Raw genomic sequence first — 19,439 nt, 5'->3', positions numbered from 1 at the left:
CTATGTGCGCGCGATGAACGCGCCCACGCCCATCCAGGCCCCCATGCAGATACCCGGCGGGATCGATCCCGTACCCGTGCCGCGCGCCCTGCCGCCGCGCGCCGACGGCCGCGTCGACCTGCTCGGCCTGACCAGGGATCAGCTGCGCGAGGCGCTGGCGGCGGCGGGGCTGGAGGCGAAGCAGGCCAAGCTGCGCGCCAAGCAGCTGTGGCACTGGATCTACAATCGCGGCACGACCGACTTCGCGCTGATGACCGACATCGCCAAGGCCATGCACCCGTGGCTGGCCGAACGCTTCGTCGTCGGGCGGCCGGAAGTGGTGGAAGCGCAGGTCTCCACCGACGGCACGCGCAAGTGGCTGCTCCGCTCCGACGCCAATGACGGGCAGGGGGGGCAGGATTACGAGATGGTGTTCATCCCCGATGCGGACCGGGGCACGCTCTGCGTCTCCAGCCAGGTGGGCTGCACGCTGAACTGCCGCTTCTGCCACACCGGCACGATGAAGCTGGTGCGCAACCTGACGGCCGGCGAGATCGTGGGCCAGGTGATGCTGGCGCGCGACGCGCTGGGCGAGTGGCCGTCCACGCCCGAGGGGCGGATGCTCACCAACATCGTGATGATGGGCATGGGCGAGCCGCTCTATAATTTCGACAATGTGCGCGATGCATTGAAGCTGGTGATGGATGGCGACGGCCTCGCCCTCTCCAAGCGGCGCATCACGCTCTCCACCTCCGGCGTGGTGCCGATGATGGCGCGGGCGGGGGCGGAGATCGGCGTGAACCTCGCCGTGTCGCTCCACGCCGTGACCAAGGAGATCCGCGACGAGATCGTGCCGATCAACCGCAAATACGGCATTGAGGAGCTGCTGCAGGCGTGCGCCGACTATCCGGGCGCCAACAATGCGCGGCGCATCACCTTCGAATATGTCATGCTGCGCGACAAGAACGACAGCGACGAGGATGCGCGCGAGCTGGTGCGCCTGATCCGCAGGTACGATCTGCCGGCCAAGGTGAACCTGATCCCGTTCAACCCGTGGCCCGGCGTGGCCTACGAATGTTCGACGCCGGAGCGGATCGCCCGCTTCTCCGACATCATCTTCAAGGCCGGCATCTCGGCGCCGGTGCGCACCCCGCGCGGGCGGGACATCATGGCGGCGTGCGGCCAGCTGAAGTCCGCCGCCGAAAAGGTCAGCCGGGCGGAGCTGGACCGGCGCGCCGAGGCGAAGCAGGCGGCGCTTGGCTGATGCCGTCGCGCTGGCGCTGGCGGCCGGCGCGGGGTTGCTCGGCGGGGCGATGAACGCGCTGGCCGGCGGCGGCACCTTCGCCACCCTGCCGGCGCTGATCGCGATCGGCCTGCCGGGCACCGCCGCCAACGCGACCTCCAACGTGGCGCTGCTGCCGGGGGCGGGCGCCAGCGCATGGTCCTATCGCGCCGGGCTGGCGCCGCTCGGCGGGATCTCCGTGGCGCGGCTGGCGGCGATCACCTTCGCCGGCGGGCTGATCGGCAGCCTGCTGCTGATCCTGACGCCCACGCGCACCTTCGACGTCGTCATCCCGTGGCTGCTGCTCTACGCCACCGTGCTGCTCGCCTTCGGCCCGCGCGCGGCGCGCTGGCTGCACGCGCGGGCGACGATCGGCCCGCGCACGCTGGTCGTCGTGCAGGTCGCGCTCGGCATCTATGGCGGCTATTTCGGCGGCGGTGTCGGGCTGATGATGACGGCCGCCTACGGGCTGCTCGCCGGCATCGGCCCGCAGGCGATGATGGCGCCGCGCACGCTGATGCTGGCGGTGGCGAACCTCGCGGCGACCGGCCTGTTCGTCGCGAGCGGGCTGGTCGACTGGGCGGCCTGCCTGCCGATGCTGGCGGGCGCGCTGATCGGCGGCTGGCTGGGCGCGATAGTCGGCAAGCGGCTGCCGGCGCCAGCGGTGCGGCTCGGCACGCTGGCGGTGAGCGTGGTCACGACGACCATGTTCTTCGCGCGGGCCTATTCGTAGGCGCGCGAGGCGCTATGAACCGGAGGGACGAGAGGATCGGATGAGGGGGTGATGGCGACGATTGACCGGATGCTGGGCAGGCTGGTGCGGCGCGGCGAGCTGCGCGTGATCGACGCTGCGGGCAGGTTGCATGATGTCGGCACGCCAGATCCGGGCCGACCGCGGGTGACGATCCGGCTGGCGGACCGGCGAGTGGGGCTGGACATCGTCCGCCATCCCCGGCTGGGCGCGGCCGAGGCGTTCATCGACGGCCGACTGATCATCGAGGAAGGCGACATCGCCGGGCTGATCGATCTGATCCGGGCGAACGGCGCGTGGGAGAAGCCGGGGCCGAGCCTGGCCGCGCCCAACCCGCTGCGGCGCCACTGGGGCAATGCGCGGGCGCGGCTCGATCGCTTCAACTGGGGCGCGAAATCCCGCCGCAACGTGGCCCACCACTATGATATCGGCGACCGGCTCTACGATCTCTTCCTCGATGCCGACCGGCAGTATAGCTGCGCCTACTTCACCGATCCGGCCAACACGCTGGAGCAGGCGCAGGCCGACAAGAAGGCGCACATCGCCGCCAAGCTGGCCCTGAAGCCCGGCCAGCGCGTGCTGGATATCGGCTGCGGCTGGGGCGGCATGGCGCTGTACCTGAACCGCGTGGCGGACGTCGACGTGCTCGGCATCACCCTGTCCGAGGAGCAGCTGCGCACGGCCCGGCGGCGGGCGGAGGAGGCCGGGGTCTCCGACCGCGTCCGGTTCGAGCTGATCGACTATCGCGACGTGACCGGCGTGTTCGACCGGATCGTCTCCGTCGGCATGTTCGAGCATGTCGGCCCGCCGCATTATCGCCGCTTCTTCCTGAAATGCCGATCGCTGCTGGCGGACGACGGGGTGATGCTGCTGCACACGATCGGCCGCATGGGCGGGCCGGGCACGACCGACGCCTTCACCAGCAAATATATCTTCCCCGGCGGCTACAATCCCGCTCTGTCCGAGATCGTCGCCGCCAGCGAGAGCGTGAAGCTGATCGCCGCCGACATCGAGACGCTGCGGCTGCACTACGCCTACACGCTGAAACACTGGTATGATCGCACGGTGGCGGCGCGGGCGGCGATCGTCGCGCTGTACGACGAGCGTTTCTACCGCATGTGGACCTTCTACCTGGCGGGCGCGCGCGCGGCCTTCCTGCACGGCGGCATGTGCAACTACCAGATCCAATATATCCGCGATCGCCGCACCCTGCCGATCACGCGGGACTATCTGGCCGACGCGGAACGGGCGCTCCACGCGAGAGGATAATCCTGCCCGGCATCGGGAGGGGACCGCCGCGAAGGGGTGGCGGAGGGATGGGCGGCCGGGCGAAACGGGATCGCGTGCCGCCCGCCCCTCCACCATCCTGCGGATGGTCCCCCTCCCCGTGCCGGGGAGGAATGGGCCGCCCGCCTCAACCATCCGCAGGATGGGGCTGGGGCAGGCCGGAATGGCCCATCGCTCGCCGTCCGTTCCTCCGCTCCGGCGAGGACCGGGTCAGCCGCGCTTGCCCTTCCACTCTGCGCGCATCGCCTGCCATGCGGCGCGGCGCTCTTCCGGCGTGACGGTGCCGTCGTGATTGGCGTCGGCCTTGTCGAACATCGCGAGCGGCTTGGCGGTCGCCTCGGCGAGAGTCACCTTGCCGTCGCGGTTCGCGTCCATCGCGGCGAAGAAGCCTTCCGCGCGCCTGTCTCCGTTCGGGCCGCCGAAGCCGCCCCAACCGCCCATGCCGCCCCGGCCGCCGCCGCGATGCATGCCCATGCCGCCGCCATGACCGCGCTGCCCGCGCATCCCGTCGCGATCGGGCCGCGTGGCGAACTCGGTCTGGGAGAGCTGGCCGTCCTTGTTGGCGTCGAGCCGGGCGAACGTCTCGGCCCGGCGCTGGCCGCGCTTGGCCTCGCGCTCTGCCTGCATCTTCGTGCGGGCGGCGTCGAACTCCGCCCTGGTGACGACGCCGTCGCGGTTGGCGTCGACCATGGCGAAGCGCTGCTGCACCCTGGCCTGCACGTCCGCGCGCGTCATCGGCCGGGCGCGATGGTCCGCGCCGGCGGAGGGCGGGGCGGGCGCGGCGGTGGGCTGGGCCAGCGCCGGCAGCGCCGCGGCGAGGGTGGCGGCAAGGCCGGCGGCGACGATGAACGTCCTCATAAGATCACTCCTGCTGATACACGCCCGCATCCCGGGCTTGACGCCGCATGTGGCGGGCGGATGCTTCGGCGGGATTTCGCCGCTGAAATGTATCGGGCGGCGTCCGTCGCGCGGGGCGTGCTTGCCCGCCGGGGCCGCCGCCGCTATCGCCGCCCCGCCTTTCCCAGCCCGGAGCAGCCCCGTGTCGCAACCGAAGACCGCGTCGCCATCGATCAATCGCGTCGTCCTCGCTTATTCGGGCGGGCTCGATACCAGCGTGATCCTGAAGTGGCTGAAGGAGACCTATGCCTGCGAGGTCGTGACCTTCACCGCCGACCTGGGCCAGGGCGAGGAGCTGGAGCCGGCGCGCGCCAAGGCGCTGATGATGGGGATCAGGCCGGAGCATATCTTCATCGACGACCTGCGCGACGAGTTCGTCCGCGACTATGTGTTCCCGATGATGCGCGCGAACGCGCTGTACGAGGGGCTGTACCTGCTCGGCACGTCGATCGCCCGGCCGCTGATCGCCAAGCGCCAGATCGAGATCGCGCGGGCGGTGGGCGCCGACGCGGTGAGCCACGGCGCGACCGGCAAGGGAAACGACCAGGTGCGCTTCGAGCTCGGCTATTACGCGCTGGCGCCCGACATCAAGGTGATCGCGCCGTGGCGTGAGTGGGATCTCGCCAGCCGCACCAAGCTGATCGAATATGCCGAGAAGCACCAGATCCCGGTGCCCAAGGACAAGCGCGGCGAATCGCCCTTCTCCACCGACGCGAACCTCCTCCACACCTCGTCCGAGGGCAAGGTGCTGGAGGATCCGTGGGAGGAGGTGCCGGACTATGTCTACTCGCGCACGCTGAACCCGGAGGATGCGCCGGACACGCCCGAGATCATCACCGTGGATTTCGAGCGCGGCGACGCGGTGGCGGTGAACGGCGAGGGGCTGGGGCCGGCGGCGCTGCTGGCACGGCTCAACGATCTCGGCCGCACCCACGGCATCGGCCGGCTCGACCTCGTCGAGAACCGCTATGTCGGCATGAAGTCGCGCGGGATGTACGAGACGCCGGGCGGCACGATCCTGCACCTCGCCCATCGCGGCATCGAGCAGATCACGCTCGATCGCGGCGCCGCCCACCTGAAGGACGAGCTGGCGCCGCGCTATGCCGAGCTGATCTACAACGGCTTCTGGTTCTCGCCCGAGCGCGAGATGCTGCAGGCGGCGATCGACCACAGCCAGGCCAAGGTGACGGGCACGGTGCGGCTGAAGCTGTACAAGGGCGCGGCCCACATCATCGGCCGGCGAAGCCCGCACAGCCTCTATTCGGAGAAGGTCGTCACCTTCGAGGACGATGCCGGCGCCTACGACCAGCGCGACGCGGAGGGCTTCATCAAGCTGAACGCCCTGCGCCTCCGGTTGCTGGGGCGGCGCGACGGGCGGTAGGACGGCCCGGCGCTGCCACTACGGACGCGGCGGGTTGACGCCCCACCTCTACCGACCGAAGAGGAGCGCATGACCGACGCGCCTGAAACCCGCCTCGCCGAACTCGGCATCACGCTGCCCGCGCCCGCCGCGCCCGTCGCCGCCTACGTGCCGGCGGTGGAGGTGAACGGGATGCTGCATATCTCCGGCCAGCTGCCGTTCCGCGAGGACGGATCGCTGATCGCCGGGCGGCTCGGCGCGGACTTCGATGTGGAGCATGGCCGGCAGGCGGCGGAGCGGTGCGGCGTGATGCTGATCGCGCAGATCAGGGCGGCGCTGGGCGGCAGCCTCGACCGGGTCGAGCGCATCGTGAAGCTGGGCGCGTTCGTCGCCTCCGATCCGCATTTCACCGATCAGCCCAAGGTGGCGAACGGCGCGTCGGAGCTGATGGTCGCGGTGTTCGGCGATGCCGGGCGGCACGCGCGCAGCGCCGTCGGCGTGCCGGTGCTGCCGCTGGGCGCCGCGGTCGAGGTCGATGCGATCGTCGCCGTCCGCCCTGCTTGACGGGCTGATCGCGCCGGCGCCCGCGCCCAGGCGGATCGCCTTCCTCTCCCGCCAGCCCTTCGCCCATCGCGGGCTGCACGGGCCGGGGATCGTCGAGAACAGCCGCGCCGCCTTCCGCGCGGCGATCGCGCTGGGCCACGGCATCGAGTGCGACGTGCAGGCGGCGCGCGGCGGCGAGGCCTTCGTCTTCCACGACGACGGGCTCGATCGGCTCACCGGCGAGAGCGGCGCCGTGGCCGACCGGACGGCGGCGGCGCTGGACCGGATCATGCTTGAGGGAACCGGCGAGACGCTGCCGCGTCTCAGCGAGATGCTCACGCTGGTCGCCGGGCGCGTTCCCCTCCTGATCGAGATTAAGGCCCGCCACCGCGCGGCCCATCCGCTGTGCATGAGCGTGCGGCGGTCGCTGGAGGGGTATCGCGGGGCGGTGGCGGTGATGTCGTTCAACCCGGAGGTGGGGCGCTGGTTCGCCCGCCACGGCCCGCACGTAACGCGCGGCCTGGTGGTGAGCGGGCAGGGCAAGCCGCGCCTGCGCGGGCGGATCGAGCGGCGGCTGGCGCTCTGGCGGGCGCGGCCGGACTTCCTTGCCTATGACGTGCGCGATCTGCCCTGCCGCTTCGCCGCCACGGCGCGGCGGCGCGGCCTGCCGGTGCTGACGTGGACGGTGCGCGGCGCCGCCGCCGAGGCGACCGCCGCCGCTCATGCCGACGCGATGATCTACGAGCGGACGTGAGCGGGATCGTCGCCCGCATGGTGGACGGGATCGCGTCGTTCGATGCGGCCGAGTGGGATGCGTGCGCCGGCAGCGACAATCCGTTCGTCAGCCACGCCTTCCTCTCCGCGCTGGAGGAGTCCGGCAGCGCCACCGCGCGGCGCGGCTGGCAGCCGGTGCCGATCGCGATCGACGATGCCTGCGGCCAGCTGGCCGGCGTGGTGCCGGCCTACGCCAAGAGCCACAGCCAGGGCGAATATGTGTTCGATCACGGCTGGGCGGACGCGTGGACGCGGGCCGGCGGACAATATTATCCGAAGCTGCAGATCGCGGTGCCGTTCAGCCCCGTGCCCGGTCCGCGCCTGCTGGCGCGCGATCCGGCGGTGGCGCCGGCGCTGATCGGCGCCGCGGAGGCGGTGGTGCGGCAGCACAACCTCTCCTCCGCCCACGCGACCTTCGTCGCGCCGGCGCAGGTGCCGCTGTTCGAGGCGGCGGGCTGGCTGATCCGCGAGGATCGCCAGTTCCACTGGGCGAATGACGGCTATGCGACGTTCGATGACTTTCTCGGCGCGCTCGCCTCGCGCAAGCGCAAGGCCATCCGCAAGGAGCGGGCGGCGGCGGTGCAGGGGCTGGAGATCGTCCACCTGACCGGCGGCGACCTGACCGAGGCGCACTGGGACGCCTTCTGGGCCTTCTATCAGGATACCGGCGCGCGCAAATGGGGCCGGCCCTATCTGACGCGCCCCTTCTTCTCGCTGCTGGGCGAGCGGATGGCGGACAAGGTGCTGCTGATGCTGGCGCTGCGCGGCGGCAGGCCGATCGCGGGCGCGCTGAACCTGATCGGCGCGGACACGCTCTACGGCCGCTACTGGGGCGCGACGGAGGAGGTGCCGTTCCTCCACTTCGAGCTCTGCTACTATCAGGCGATCGATGCGGCGATCGCGCGCGGGCTGGGCCGGGTGGAGGCGGGCGCGCAGGGCGATCACAAGCTGGCGCGCGGCTATGTGCCGGTGCCGACATGGTCGGCGCACTTCATCCCGGATCCGGGCTTCCGCCAGGCGGTGGCCGACTATCTCGCCGCCGAGCGCCGCGCGATCGAGCGCGACATCGAGGCGCTGGCCGAGATGGCCCCGTTCAAGCGCGACTGAGCCGGCGTTCGCGGGTATCGCCGGCGAAGATCAGGCTTCGCCGCGCACGCCCATGCTGAGCCACGCCCGCGCCTGACGTTGCGCAAGGGCGATCTCGCGCGCGCTCATCTCGCTCGCGATCTCGGCCCGGCAGGCCTGCCCGGCGACGTTGCCGCCGACCGCCGCGAGATTGAACCATTTGTGCGCCTCGACGAGATCGACGTCGATCCCCTCGCTGCCCGACGAATAGGCGATGCCCAGATCGTAATAGGCATCGATATCGCCGCGCACCGCATCGGCGAGGCGGCTCTCGATCAGATATGCCGCGGCTTCAAGGCTGTGTGCCATCTGCTTGCCCCACATGTTGCATCGATATTCGACTTCGGTGTTCGACTGTTGTGTCGGACCCGATTTTCGCGGGGAAACAGGTTATAAGTGGTTAACGCGGAAGCAGACGCAGATTATCTATTAGTCTAACCGGGCCAAGCCGTGCGGCCACCAAAAGTCTCGCCTCGTCGCGTACCTCGTCGACTTCGACTAAAGTCTTGGCGTCGCACACCGTTACATAGTCGATGGGCGCGAAGCCGGCCTCCGTCAGCCGCCTGCGGGCAAGCGCGAGAGCAGCGGAAACCGAGTCGCCGCGCGCGATCGATTCGGCCGCTTCGCCGAGCGCGCGGGGCATGGCGCGGGCGGCGATTCGCTGGGCCGGGTCGAAATAGGCGTTGCGCGAGGAGAGGGCGAGGCCATCGTCGTCGCGCTCCGTCGGCACGCCGACGATCTCCACCGCTATGTCGAGATCGGCGACCATCCGGCGGATGACGGCGAGCTGCTGATAGTCCTTCTCACCGAACAGCGCGACATCGGGCGCGACCTGGTTGAGGAGCTTGCCGACGACGGTCGCGACCCCGTCGAAATGGCCGGGGCGGGCGGCGCCGTCCAGCCCGTCGCTCACGCCGCGCACCGTTATGGCGGTGGCGAAGCCCGGCGGATACATCTCGGCCACGTCGGGCGCCCACACCATGTCGCAGCCGGCCTCGTCCAGCATCTTCGCGTCGCTCGCCTCGCGGCGCGGATAGGCGGCGAGATCCTCGTTCGGGCCGAACTGGATCGGATTGACGAAGATCGAGGCGACCACGTGCCGCGTGCGCCGCCGCGCCTCCGCGATCAGGGCCATGTGGCCGGCGTGCAGCGCCCCCATCGTGGGCACCAGGGCGATGGTTCCGCCGTCCCCGCGCAAGCCCCGGACGGCCGCGCGCAAGGCCGCCCGGTCACGAATGATTTGCACGAGAGCGGCACCTCCGATAGACGCTGGAGGCGTTCTTTGAGGGGCGCGGAGGCCGGAATCAAGGCCGGAATCACCGTTCGATCCACGGGGCGAAGCGCAGGGCCAGATGACCGCCGGAACACCGCACTTCATTGTTTTCGCCAACGAAAAAGGCGGGTCGGGCAAGTCGACGAGCGCCGTTCACACCGCCGTGGCGCTGGCCGCCGCCGGGCGCCGGGTGGCGGCGCTGGACATGGACACGCGGCAGCGTACGCTGGCCCGCTATCTGGAGAACCGGCAGGCCACGGTGCGCCGCCTGGGCATCGATCTGCCGATGCCCGCCTTCGACACGTTCGATCCCGCCAAGGGCATCCCGATCGACGTGCGGCTGGACGCGATGGCGGCCGATGCGGAGATCGTGGTGGTCGATACGCCGGGCCGCGACGATGTCGACGCGCGTGCCGCGATCATCCGCGCCGACACGCTCGTCACCCCGATCAACGACAGCTTCATCGACCTGGACCTGATCGGCCAGGTGGATGCCGAGACGTACAAGGTGCGCCGCCCGAGCTTCTACGCCGAGCTCGTGTGGGAAGCGCGCAAGCAGCGCGGCAAGCGCGACGGCGCCACGGTGGACTGGGTGGTGCTGCGCAACCGCCTGCAGCATATCGAGGCGCGCAACATGAAGCGCGTGGCGCAGGCGATGGGCGAGCTTTCCAAGCGCGTCGGCTTCCGCGTGGTGCCGGGCCTGTCCGAGCGCGTGATCTTCCGCGAGCTGTTCCCGAAGGGGCTGACCCTGCTGGATCTCGCCGCCATCGGCGAGCCGGGCATCGCCCATGTCGCCGCGCGGCAGGAGTTGCGCGAGATGATCTCCAGCTTCGCGCTGCCCGACTGGCCGGCCAAGCGGATCGCCGCCGCCGGATGAAGCCGGGCCGGTGACGGGGGCGCGCCGATGAGCCTGCTGCTGCTGGCCGCGGCGTCGATCGGCATCTGGGCCTGGCGGACGGGGCGTTGGCGCCGCTTCGGCTGGGGCGATATCGCCGCGATCGTCGCCGGCCTGCTCGCGATCAGGCTGATGACGCGCGGCGAGTGGCTGCCGGCGCTGGTCGGCGCCGGCTGGTCGGCCGGCTGGCTGTGGTTCGGCCGCCGCGAGTGGCTGCGCCGCCGGCCCGCCTTCGCCGCGGCGATGCCGATCGAGGAGGCGCGCGGCCTGCTGGGGCTGCCGGCGGCGGCGGATGCCGCGATGATCCGCGCCGCCCACCGCCGCCTGATCCAGCGCGTCCACCCCGATGCCGGCGGCTCGGCCGAGCTCGCCCGGCGGGTGAACGGCGCGCGCGACGTGCTGCTCGCCGAGTTGAACCGAAGCCGCCCCCGCGCGTCTTGAGCGCCGAGTTCGTTTCGGCACCAGCCACACAGGAGCCCGCATGTCCATCGACGCGTCCCCCCACATGTCCCATCGCTTCGATCCGACCTCGCTGCGCGAATATGACGTTCGCGGCATCGTCGGCAAAAGCCTGGGGCCGGCGGATGCGCATGCGATCGGGCGCGGCTTCGCCACCCATGTGCGGCGGGCCGGCGGCACGCGGGTGGCGGTGGGCTATGATGGCCGCGTCTCCTCGCCGGTGCTGGAAGCGGCGCTGATCGAGGGGCTGACGCGGAGCGGGGTGGACGTGGTGCGCATCGGCCTCGGCCCCACGCCGATGCTCTACCATGCCGAGGCGACGCTGGAGGTGGATGGCGGCATCCAGATCACCGGCAGCCACAATCCGGCCGAGTATAATGGCTTCAAGATGGTCCTCCAGCATCGGCCGTTCTTCGGCGCCGACATCCAGTCGCTCGCCCGCATGGCGGAGGAAGGCGACTGGGAGGACGGCGAGGGCGCCGTCTCGTCCGCCGAGGTGATCGACCTCTATGTCGACCGGCTGATGCAGGGCTATGCCGGCGGCGCGTTCCGCATCGGCTGGGATGCCGGCAACGGCGCCGCCGGCGAGGTGATCGAGAAGCTCGTCAAGCTGCTGCCGGGCGAGCACCACACGCTCTACACCGAGATCGACGGCACCTTCCCGAACCACCATCCCGACCCGACCGAGGAGAGGAACCTCGCCGACCTGAAGCGGCTGGTGGTGGAGAAGGGGCTCGATTTCGGCCTTGCCTTCGATGGCGACGGCGATCGGCTGGGCGCCGTGGACGGGCAGGGGCGGGTGGTGTGGGGCGACCAGCTGCTGGCCATCCTGGCCGAGCCGGTGCTGCGCGCGGAGCCGGGCGCCACGATCATCGCCGACGTGAAGGCGAGCCAGGCGCTGTTCGATCGCATCGCCGAGCTGGGCGGCACGCCGCTGATGTGGAAGACCGGCCACTCCCTCATCAAGACCAAGATGAAGGAGACGAATGCGCCGCTGGCCGGTGAGATGAGCGGCCACATCTTCTTCGCGCACGATTATTACGGCTTCGACGACGCCCAATATGCCGCCGTCCGCCTGATCCGCGCGGTGCGCGTGCTCGGCGGATCGCTGACGGCGCTGAAGGATGCGATGCCCGCGATGGTCAACACGCCGGAGCTGCGCTTCCAGTCGAGCGAGGACCGCAAATTCGCGGTGGTGGACGAGGTGCTCGCCCGCTTGGAGGCCGATGGCACGGAGGTGAACCGCACCGACGGCGCACGGGTGACGACGCCGGACGGCTGGTGGCTGCTCCGCGCCTCGAACACGCAGGACGTGCTGGTCGCGCGCGCCGAGGCGAAGGACCAGGCGGGGCTCGACCGGCTGATGGCGGCGATCAACGATCAGCTGGCGCTGAGCGGGGTGGCGCCGGTGCTGGCGGCGGGGCACTGAGACTACAGGTAAAAACGCAGCCTTAGCTGTCCGCTAATTAGTGAAACTTGCGAGAGTTATCCGACTCCGTCGTTTTGTGCGTCGCAGCCTCCCATGCATCGGAGAGTTGCTTGGCCAAACAATCGCTAAGTAAATCAGAAAGCGGGGAAAGATCAAGCGAACCCTTGCAGCTCTCATCTATACTTTCAAGTGCGCTGTAGTATGGGGCCTTACTGTTCGATATGATCTCTGGGATAGTTAGCCTTCCTGGCAAACGGGACTTCATCTTAGCGCATAGAACTAAGTACGCCACTGCTCGAGAAGTTCTGCCGTTTCCGTCGTCGAAGGGATGAATCCAATTGAGCCGCCACATGGAATACGCGCATAGCGTCAGGGCGTTTTCAAGTTCCCAGCGATCGTTGATCCAGTCGCAGAGTTCCTCCATCAAACCGGGCACAAGATGCTGAGCGGGCGGCAGATGCTTACTTAGACCGATCGTCACTCCGCCAGGTCGCCAATTGCCTGCGTATCGCGATAGGCCGTCGAGAGCGAGCCGATGCAAGCCTTGGATCGTTGAGACTTTAAGGCGGAATGGCCGCCCGTCACGTTCTACCTCATCTATAAGGTCCAAGACGCGGTCAAACTGACGGACTGCGTTCTCCGCTTCGAGGCGAGCGCGTTCGTCCTCATCCGCGACAAGCGCCGGCTCCTCAGCTTCGCTGTGGCGTTGTTCCTCGCTCATCCGCGCGAGATACGCTTCGCCGCAGCTTCGATCATGTCACGGGTGACCCGGTCATTCTCAATATGAGCGTTGCCATACGCAAAACTCTGACGCTGTGCTTCCTTATCGTCATCCGACATACGGATTTTCGCGGCCTTTTTGATCAGGTCGTTCAATTTGTCAGTCATACGCGTCTCCCATCTTTCCATTGGATCGCTCTCCGGCCAGCGTCAAACGATGATAGTCCGAGCGTGCGCGACCGTCGATCAATCATCCTCGTCCTCCCGTCCCCCCAGGTCCAGCGCCCGTGCGCGCATCTGGCGGGTCATGCACCAGTGGACCAGCGCCTCTTCGCGGCCGTGCGTCACCCACACCTCGCTGGGTGCCAGTTCGGTGAGGGTGTCGGTCAGCTCGTCCCAGTCGGCGTGGTCGGAGATGACGAGGGGCAGCTCGACATTCTTCTGCCGCGCGCGCTGGCGCACCCGCATCCAGCCGGAGGCCATCGCCGTGATCGGATCGGGCAGCCGGCGGGACCAGCGATCGTTCAGCGCGGAGGGCGGCGCCACCACGATGCGGCCGCGCAGCTCCGCCGCCTTCAGCCCGGTGGCCGGGCGCAGCTCGCCCAGCTCGACGCCGTGATCGACATAGAGGTCGCACAGCCGCTCCATCGCGCCGTGAATGTGGATCGGATCGTGGTGGCCGCGCCCGCGCAGCTCCGCGATCACGCGCTGCGCCTTGCCGAGCGCATAGGCGCCGACCAGCACGCAGCGATCGGGATTGGCGTGGAGCGCGGCCAGCAGCCGGTCGATCTCGGCGCCGGTATCCGGGTGGCGGAACACGGGCAGGCCGAACGTCGCCTCGGTGACGAAGATGTCGCACGGCACCGGCTCGAACGGATCGCAGGTGGGATCGGGGCGGCGCTTATAGTCGCCGGAGACGACGATCCGTTCCGCCCCCCGCTCCAGCACGATCTGGGCCGAGCCGAGCACATGGCCGGCCGGCACGAAGCGCACCGAGACGTCGCCGAGCGCGAGCGTCTCGCCATAGCCGATCGCCTGGCCGTTCTGCGGGCCGTAGCGCGTCTCCATGATCGCCAGCGTGCCGGGCGTCGCCAGCACGCTGCCGTGGCCGCCGCGCGCATGATCGGCATGGCCGTGGGTGACGAGCGCGCGGGCCTTGGGGCTGGACGGATCGATCCAGGCGTCGGCGGCGGGCACGTAGATGCCCTCGGGATGGGGTTCGATCCAGGAGCCGAGGCGCTGCATGGCGATGATATGGTCGGCGTGGCCGCTAAGTTCCACCCGGCGGATCGCTTGGCGCCCGCCTTGCGTTCAGCCGCCATGGCAAGCAGCGAGGAGCCGGATTATGGAAGGTTTGTGGAGCCTCATCACTATCGTCGGACCGATCCTGCTGGCGGCGGTGCTGATCTATGCGCTGGTGACGAACCGCAGGCGCACGCGCGCGCAGGTGGAGCGGACGGAAGAGGCCACCCGCCGGCAATATGAGGCGCCGGACGGACCCGATTCCGGCCAGCGCCACTGACGGCGCGCTGCCGCCGGCGCTCGCCGGCTGGTTCGCGGCAAAGGGCTGGGCCCCGCGCCGCCACCAGCTGGAGATGCTGGCGGCCGGGCGGAGCGGGCGCGACGCGCTACTCGTGGCGCCCACCGGGGCCGGCAAGACGCTCGCCGGCTTCCTTCCCACCCTCGTCGACCTGATCGAGCGGCCCGGCGAGGGGCTGCATACGCTCTACGTATCGCCGCTGAAGGCGTTGGCGATCGACGTGCAGCGCAACCTGCTGACCCCGATCGCCGAGATGGGGCTGGATATCCGGGTGGAGACCCGCACCGGCGACACGCCGTCCGACCGCAAGGCGCGGCAGCGTTTGAAGCCGCCGCACGTGCTGCTCACCACGCCGGAATCGCTGAGCCTGCTGCTCTCCTATCCGGATGCCGCCACATTGTTCGCCGGGCTGCGCACGATCGTGGTGGACGAGGTGCACGCCTTCGCCACCGGCAAGCGCGGCGACCTGCTGAGCCTGTGCCTCGCCAGGCTCGCCACCCTGGCGCCGCACATGCGCCGCGTCGCCCTCTCGGCCACGGTGGCGGACGTGGACGGCTATCGCGGCTGGCTCTCCGGCGATGGCGACATCGACGCGGTGGCGCTGGTGGAGGGGGAGGCGGGGGCCACGGCCGAGATCGCGATCGTGCTGCCGCAGGGACGGGTGCCATGGTCCGGCCATTCCGGCCGCTACGCCGCGCCGCAGGTGATGCGCGAGATCGAGGGCCATCGCACCACGCTCGTCTTCTGCAACACGCGCAGCCTGGCCGAGCTGATCTTCCAGGATCTGTGGCGGGAGAATGACGCCCAGCTGCCGATCGGCATCCACCACGGATCGCTGAGCCGCGAGGCGCGGCGCAAGGTGGAGGAGGCGATGGCGGGCGGGCGGCTGCGCGCGGTGGTCGCCACCGCCAGCCTGGACCTGGGGGTGGACTGGGGCGATGTCGATCTTGTCATCCAGATGGGCGCGCCGAAGGGATCGTCGCGGCTGCTTCAGCGCATCGGGCGGGCCAACCACCGGCTGGACGAGGCGAGCCGGGCGCTGCTGGTGCCCGGCAACCGCTTCGAATATCTGGAGGCGCGGGCCGCGCTGGACGCGGTGGAGGCGGGCGAGCTGGACCCCGACATCTTCCGCCCCGGCGCGCTGGACGTGCTGGCCCAGCACATCATGGCGGTGGCCTGCGCCGGGCCGTTCCGCGCCGAGGATCTGCTGGCCGAGATCCGCACGAGCGCACCCTATGCGGCGCTGTCCGACGAGATATTCGGATCGGTGCTGGGGTTCATCGAATCGGGCGGCTACGCGCTGAAGGCCTATGATCGCTTCAAGCGGCTGACGCACGGGCCGGACGGGCTGTGGCGGGTCAGCCACCCGCGCTTCGTGGCGCAGCACCGGCTGAACGCCGGCATCATCGTGGAGGCGACGATGCTGAACGTGCGCTTCCGCAACGGCCGCACCCTGGGCAAGGTGGAGGAGGGGTTCGCCGCCTCGCTCTCCACCGGCGACACCTTCTTCTTCGCCGGCATCACCTGCGAGGTGGAGAAGATCGACACGGAAGACCTGATCGTCCGCGCCTCCACCAAGCCGGCGCGCATCCCCACCTATGGCGGATCGCGCATGCCGCTTTCCACCAGCCTGGCCGATCGGGTGCGGATGTTCCTGCACGATCGCGCGCAGTGGCCGCGCTTTCCGGACGACGTGCGCGAGTGGCTGGAGATGCAGGATCGCCGGTCGGTGCTGCCGAAGCCCGGCCAGCTGCTCGTGGAGACGTTCCCGCGCGAAGGGCGGCATTATATGGTCGCGTACAGCTTCGAGGGGTGGAACGCGCAGCAGTCGCTCGGCATGCTCGTCACGCGGCGGATGGAGACGCAGGGGCTGCAGCCGATCGGCTTCGTCGCCAGCGACTATGCCGTCGCCACCTTCTCGCTGAAGCCCGTCACCGATCCGGCCTCCTTGTTCTCGAACGACATATTGGAGGACGAGTTCGTCGAGTGGGTGCAGGGATCGAACCTGCTGAAGCGCGCCTTCCGCGAGGTGGCGGTGATCGGCGGCCTCGTCGAGCGGCAGCATCCCGGCAAGCGCAAGACGGGCAAGCAGGTGACGTTCTCGACCGACCTGATCTACGACGTGCTGCGCCGCTACGAGCCCGACCATCTGCTGCTGCGCGCCGCGTGGGACGATGCGCGCGCCAGGATGACGGATGTCGGTCGCCTCGCGGGCCTGCTGGATCGCGCGGCGGGCACGATGATCCACGTCGATCTGCCGCGCGTATCGCCGCTGGCGGTGCCGGTGCTGGTGCTGATCGGGCGCGAGCGGGTGACGCATGGCGGGGCCGAGGATGCGCTGCTGATCGAGGCGGAAGCCCTGGCGGCGGAAGCGATGAAAGAGGATTGACAGGGCGGCAACCGTTCATCCTGCGGAACTTTAGCCCTTGGTAGGGAGTCTTCAGCTAATCACGGCACGCAGCGAAAGGATCGCGACATGGCCGGCCCGCTTCTTACGATCGTCTTCGCTGCAGCGTCGCTCGGCAGCGGCGCGGACCGTGCGCAAACCGAATATATGCGCTGCCTCTCGACCGAGGTGGAGGTAGCCGTCACCCGTCAGGTGGATAGTGCCAGCTTCGCCGACGGCGCGCAGCGCGTGTGCCAGGAGGAGACGGCGACCTATCGCCGCATGGCGGTCGCCTCGATGATCGGGCAGGGCGTCGCCGGTGCTTCCCCGGCCGTGGCGAACCAGAAGTTTGACCAATTCGATCGCGACAATCGCGCCGAGATGATCGCCAGCTTCGAGAACCGCCAGCGTCTGCGTCGCGGCCCGTCGCGCGTCGCCGGGCTGCACGGCACCCAGCAGCAGGACTGAACCGGCCGACGATATCGCGGCATTGATAAGCGGGCGCCGGCGCGGCATAGCGCGGGGATGGTTCGCTTTTCGTTCTGTGGTGTCGAGCTGATGGCGATTGGCCAGGGCGCGTTGTTCTGGCCATCGCGCCGTGCCCTGCTGGTGGCAGACCTGCATTTCGAAAAAGCGAGTTGGTACGCCCGCTTCGGCCAGATGCTGCCCCCCTATGATTCCATCGCGACGCTTAGCGATTTGACGGCGCTGGTCGCCGCGTGCGGCGCGCGCGAGGTCTGGTGCCTGGGCGACAGCTTCCACGATCGCGACGGGTGCGAGCGGTTGCCTGCGCGCGCGCAGGCGCTGCTGTGCGACCTGACCGCGGGCACGCGCTGGACGTGGATCACCGGCAACCACGATGCCGGCCTCACCGCGCCCGAGACGCGGCTCGCCGATCATTGCGGCGGCGAGATCGTGGAGGAGGCGACGGTGGACGGGCTGGTGCTGCGGCACGAGGCCGATCCCGGCGATGCGCGGCCCGAACTCTCCGGCCACTTCCACCCGAAGCTGCATGTCACCCTGCGCGGGCGGCGGATCGCCCGGCGCTGCTTCGTGACGAGCGCGACCAAGCTGATCCTGCCGGCGTTCGGCGCGCTGACCGGCGGGCTCGACGCGGCCCACCCGGCGATCGTGCGCGCGGCCGGGCGGCCGGCGCAGGCGCTGGTGCCCGTGGCGGACCGGATGCTGCGCTTTCCGCTGGCGGCCTGAGCGCCGCTTGCTACGGAGACCCTCATGGCCAACCCGACGATCATCGACATTCCCCACAGCCTGGGCCGGGAGGAGGCGAAGCGGCGCATCGGCGCGCGGATCGGCGAGCTGCCCGGCCACATACCGGGCGGCGTCGCCGAGGTGCAGGCGGCGTGGCCGGCGGAGGACCGCATGGCGGTGGACGTGAAGGCGCTCGGCCAGTCCGTCTCCGCCATGCTGGACGTGCAGGATGCGGCCATCCGCGTGACCCTGCGGCTGCCGCCGATGCTCTCCTTCTTCTCGGGCACGATCGCCGACGCCGTCTCGCGCAAGGGCGCCAAGCTGCTGCTCGCCCCGCCCGAGGGCTGAGAGTGCGCGGTTCTGACCGCGATTCGGGTGCAGTCCGGCGACGCGCGGTGGCGCCGGAGCGACGGACGGTCCATCCTCACCGTCTTTTCGCAGGAGACTGACGCTGGCCCCGATGCTGCCCGCGCTCGCGCTGATCGCCAATGCCGCGGTGACGCCGCCGGCGCCGTCCGCCCCGACGCAGCAGATCATCGTCATCGCGCCCGCGCCCGACGTGGTGCCGCTGATCGAGGCGCCGCCCGCGCCGCCGCCACCGCCGGCCAGGCTGCCCGATTCGGTGCGTGCGCTGATCGACGCCGCCACCGAGAGCGGCGACGAGGCGGCCGTCGCCACGATCATGCGCTTTGCCCGCCAGACCAATCCGGAGACGGTGGGGCAGATCGACGCGCTGGACGCCGAGTTCGCCGCCAAGGTGGCCGAGAAGAAGGCGATCGCCGCGCGCCAGCGGGCGGATGCGCTGGCCAACGCCGCCTTCCTCGATCTGTGGAAGGGCGAGGTGGAAGCCGGCGGATCGCGGCTGACCGGCAACACCACCGGCTTCGGCCTCTACGGATCGCTGAAGCTCTCCCGCGAGGGGCTGCGCTGGCGCAACACCCTTACCGCGCGGGCGGACTATCAGCGCACCAACGGGGAGACGGTGACGGAGCGGGGCATCGCCGCCTGGCAGCCGAACTACAAGGTGGACGATCGGCTCTACGCCTACGGCCTCGTCCAGTACGAGCATGACCGCTTCCTCGGCTACACCGATCGCTACACCGGCGGCGGCGGCATCGGCTACCGCGTGATCTCCACCCCGACCCTGAAGGTGGATTTCGAGGGTGGACCGGCGGTGCGCCACACCGACTTCGTCGAGCAGGGTGCGGTGACGCGGCTGGCTGGGCGCGCCTCTCTCGGCGTGCGCTGGGCGATCCTGCCGACCCTGAACTTCACCCAGGATGCCGCCGCCTATGTGGAGGAGGGCAATCACAACGCCACCGCCACCAGCGCGATCGACACCAAGCTGATCGGCACGCTGAAGGCGCGGCTCTCCTATAATGTCACCTACGAGCGGGGTGCGCTGGCATCGAACCAGAGCACCGACACGATCACCCGCGCCACCCTGGTCTACGGTTTCTGAGCCGCCGGGCCCCGCCGATGCCGAAGGGCGGCCGCTGAGCAGGGCGCCACCACCACCCGGCGATCCCC

The 19,439-nt window shown here is 69.8% G+C and carries 22 protein-coding genes; 16 read left to right on the top strand and 6 right to left on the bottom strand.

Annotated features, from left to right (window positions below):
- The first annotated feature begins 13 nt into the window (after positions 1–13).
- From rlmN to GNT64_RS15325, 3 genes are read left to right on the top strand one after another with little or no spacing between them, the layout of a single operon-like run.
- The gene (gene rlmN, locus GNT64_RS15335; protein WP_156680317.1) at positions 14–1,243 is read left to right on the top strand and encodes a dual-specificity RNA methyltransferase RlmN; all 1,230 of its coding nucleotides are present in this window, start codon (positions 14–16) and stop codon (positions 1,241–1,243) included.
- Complete coding sequence (locus GNT64_RS15330) at positions 1,236–1,994, top strand: sulfite exporter TauE/SafE family protein (RefSeq protein ID WP_277873236.1); 759 nt, start codon at positions 1,236–1,238, stop codon at positions 1,992–1,994. Before rlmN ends, GNT64_RS15330 begins: the two co-directional genes overlap by 8 nt.
- Before the next feature lie 51 nt (positions 1,995–2,045).
- On the top strand, positions 2,046–3,281 hold the full coding sequence (locus tag GNT64_RS15325; RefSeq protein ID WP_156680316.1) for an SAM-dependent methyltransferase: 1,236 nt from the start codon (positions 2,046–2,048) through the stop codon (positions 3,279–3,281).
- A gap of 228 nt (positions 3,282–3,509) precedes the next feature.
- On the opposite strand, the gene GNT64_RS15320 is transcribed toward GNT64_RS15325, so the two are convergent.
- Entirely contained in the window at positions 3,510–4,157 is a 648-nt protein-coding gene (locus GNT64_RS15320; RefSeq protein ID WP_156680315.1) for an EF-hand domain-containing protein, read from the bottom strand.
- A gap of 181 nt (positions 4,158–4,338) precedes the next feature.
- On the opposite strand from GNT64_RS15320, the gene GNT64_RS15315 reads away from it, so the two are divergent.
- From GNT64_RS15315 to GNT64_RS15300, 4 genes are all read left to right on the top strand, one after another.
- On the top strand, positions 4,339–5,577 hold the full coding sequence (locus GNT64_RS15315) for an argininosuccinate synthase (RefSeq protein WP_422396596.1): 1,239 nt from the start codon (positions 4,339–4,341) through the stop codon (positions 5,575–5,577).
- 69 nt (positions 5,578–5,646) lie between these two features.
- Positions 5,647–6,120 (top strand): RidA family protein, encoded by a 474-nt coding sequence (locus tag GNT64_RS15310; protein ID WP_156680314.1) that lies wholly within the window; start codon positions 5,647–5,649, stop codon positions 6,118–6,120.
- Positions 6,092–6,853: a glycerophosphodiester phosphodiesterase family protein gene (locus GNT64_RS15305; RefSeq protein WP_156680313.1), complete on the top strand. Its 762-nt coding sequence runs from the start codon at positions 6,092–6,094 to the stop codon at positions 6,851–6,853. The genes GNT64_RS15310 and GNT64_RS15305 overlap by 29 nt, the downstream gene beginning before the upstream one ends.
- Positions 6,854–6,870: 17 nt before the next feature.
- On the top strand, positions 6,871–7,980 hold the full coding sequence (locus tag GNT64_RS15300; RefSeq protein WP_156681674.1) for a GNAT family N-acetyltransferase: 1,110 nt from the start codon (positions 6,871–6,873) through the stop codon (positions 7,978–7,980).
- A 30-nt stretch (positions 7,981–8,010) separates the two neighbouring features.
- Here GNT64_RS15300 and GNT64_RS15295 read toward each other — a convergent pair whose 3' ends face one another.
- Both GNT64_RS15295 and panC read right to left on the bottom strand, forming a co-directional pair.
- Positions 8,011–8,307: an SEL1-like repeat protein gene (locus GNT64_RS15295; RefSeq protein ID WP_156680312.1), complete on the bottom strand. Its 297-nt coding sequence runs from the start codon at positions 8,305–8,307 to the stop codon at positions 8,011–8,013.
- A gap of 91 nt (positions 8,308–8,398) precedes the next feature.
- Positions 8,399–9,244 carry a pantoate--beta-alanine ligase gene (panC, locus tag GNT64_RS15290; RefSeq protein WP_156680311.1) on the bottom strand — a complete coding sequence of 282 codons (846 nt, stop codon included), beginning with the start codon at positions 9,242–9,244 and terminating at the stop codon, positions 8,399–8,401.
- Positions 9,245–9,350: 106 nt separating this feature from the next.
- Between panC and GNT64_RS15285 the strand changes: the two genes are divergently transcribed.
- The 3 genes from GNT64_RS15285 to pgmG all read left to right on the top strand — a co-directional run bounded on the left by GNT64_RS15285 (position 9,351) and on the right by pgmG (position 12,054).
- Entirely contained in the window at positions 9,351–10,148 is a 798-nt protein-coding gene (locus GNT64_RS15285) for a division plane positioning ATPase MipZ (protein WP_156680310.1), read from the top strand.
- Positions 10,149–10,175: 27 nt separating this feature from the next.
- A complete protein-coding gene (locus tag GNT64_RS15280; RefSeq protein ID WP_156680309.1) occupies positions 10,176–10,607 on the top strand; it encodes a J domain-containing protein in 432 nt (143 codons plus the stop codon).
- Positions 10,608–10,671: 64 nt separating this feature from the next.
- Complete coding sequence (pgmG, locus tag GNT64_RS15275; protein ID WP_156681673.1) at positions 10,672–12,054, top strand: phosphoglucomutase/phosphomannomutase PgmG; 1,383 nt, start codon at positions 10,672–10,674, stop codon at positions 12,052–12,054.
- A gap of 37 nt (positions 12,055–12,091) precedes the next feature.
- Here the strand turns inward: pgmG and GNT64_RS15270 are convergent, their stop codons facing one another.
- The 3 genes from GNT64_RS15270 to GNT64_RS15265 all read right to left on the bottom strand — a co-directional run bounded on the left by GNT64_RS15270 (position 12,092) and on the right by GNT64_RS15265 (position 14,019).
- Positions 12,092–12,775 carry a Fic family protein gene (locus GNT64_RS15270; protein WP_156680308.1) on the bottom strand — a complete coding sequence of 228 codons (684 nt, stop codon included), beginning with the start codon at positions 12,773–12,775 and terminating at the stop codon, positions 12,092–12,094.
- Complete coding sequence (locus tag GNT64_RS21565) at positions 12,772–12,942, bottom strand: hypothetical protein (RefSeq protein WP_197277015.1); 171 nt, start codon at positions 12,940–12,942, stop codon at positions 12,772–12,774. The genes GNT64_RS15270 and GNT64_RS21565 overlap by 4 nt, the downstream gene beginning before the upstream one ends.
- A gap of 78 nt (positions 12,943–13,020) precedes the next feature.
- Positions 13,021–14,019: a ligase-associated DNA damage response exonuclease gene (locus tag GNT64_RS15265; protein WP_156680307.1), complete on the bottom strand. Its 999-nt coding sequence runs from the start codon at positions 14,017–14,019 to the stop codon at positions 13,021–13,023.
- 100 nt (positions 14,020–14,119) lie between these two features.
- Here GNT64_RS15265 and GNT64_RS15260 point away from each other — a divergent pair, with 100 nt between their 5' ends.
- The 6 genes from GNT64_RS15260 (at position 14,120) to GNT64_RS15235 (ending at position 19,371) form a co-directional block, all read left to right on the top strand.
- Entirely contained in the window at positions 14,120–14,296 is a 177-nt protein-coding gene (locus tag GNT64_RS15260) for a hypothetical protein (RefSeq protein WP_156680306.1), read from the top strand.
- Positions 14,256–16,703 carry a ligase-associated DNA damage response DEXH box helicase gene (locus GNT64_RS15255; RefSeq protein WP_156680305.1) on the top strand — a complete coding sequence of 816 codons (2,448 nt, stop codon included), beginning with the start codon at positions 14,256–14,258 and terminating at the stop codon, positions 16,701–16,703. Before GNT64_RS15260 ends, GNT64_RS15255 begins: the two co-directional genes overlap by 41 nt.
- Positions 16,704–16,790: 87 nt before the next feature.
- The gene (locus tag GNT64_RS15250) at positions 16,791–17,168 is read left to right on the top strand and encodes a hypothetical protein (protein WP_156680304.1); all 378 of its coding nucleotides are present in this window, start codon (positions 16,791–16,793) and stop codon (positions 17,166–17,168) included.
- Positions 17,169–17,225: 57 nt separating this feature from the next.
- Complete coding sequence (gene pdeM, locus GNT64_RS15245; RefSeq protein ID WP_156680303.1) at positions 17,226–17,909, top strand: ligase-associated DNA damage response endonuclease PdeM; 684 nt, start codon at positions 17,226–17,228, stop codon at positions 17,907–17,909.
- Positions 17,910–17,933: 24 nt separating this feature from the next.
- Positions 17,934–18,257 carry a polyhydroxyalkanoic acid system family protein gene (locus GNT64_RS15240; RefSeq protein ID WP_156680302.1) on the top strand — a complete coding sequence of 108 codons (324 nt, stop codon included), beginning with the start codon at positions 17,934–17,936 and terminating at the stop codon, positions 18,255–18,257.
- A 112-nt stretch (positions 18,258–18,369) separates the two neighbouring features.
- Positions 18,370–19,371, top strand: coding sequence for a DUF481 domain-containing protein (locus GNT64_RS15235; protein WP_156680301.1), 1,002 nt, complete (start codon positions 18,370–18,372; stop codon positions 19,369–19,371).
- The last annotated feature ends 68 nt before the right edge of the window (positions 19,372–19,439 follow it).

It is taken from the genome of Sphingomonas profundi (assembly GCF_009739515.1).
GTDB classification, from domain to species: Bacteria; Pseudomonadota; Alphaproteobacteria; order Sphingomonadales; family Sphingomonadaceae; genus Alterirhizorhabdus; species Alterirhizorhabdus profundi.
Note: the sequence above shows the minus strand (reverse complement) of the source record. Positions and strands in the feature narration are given on the sequence as shown.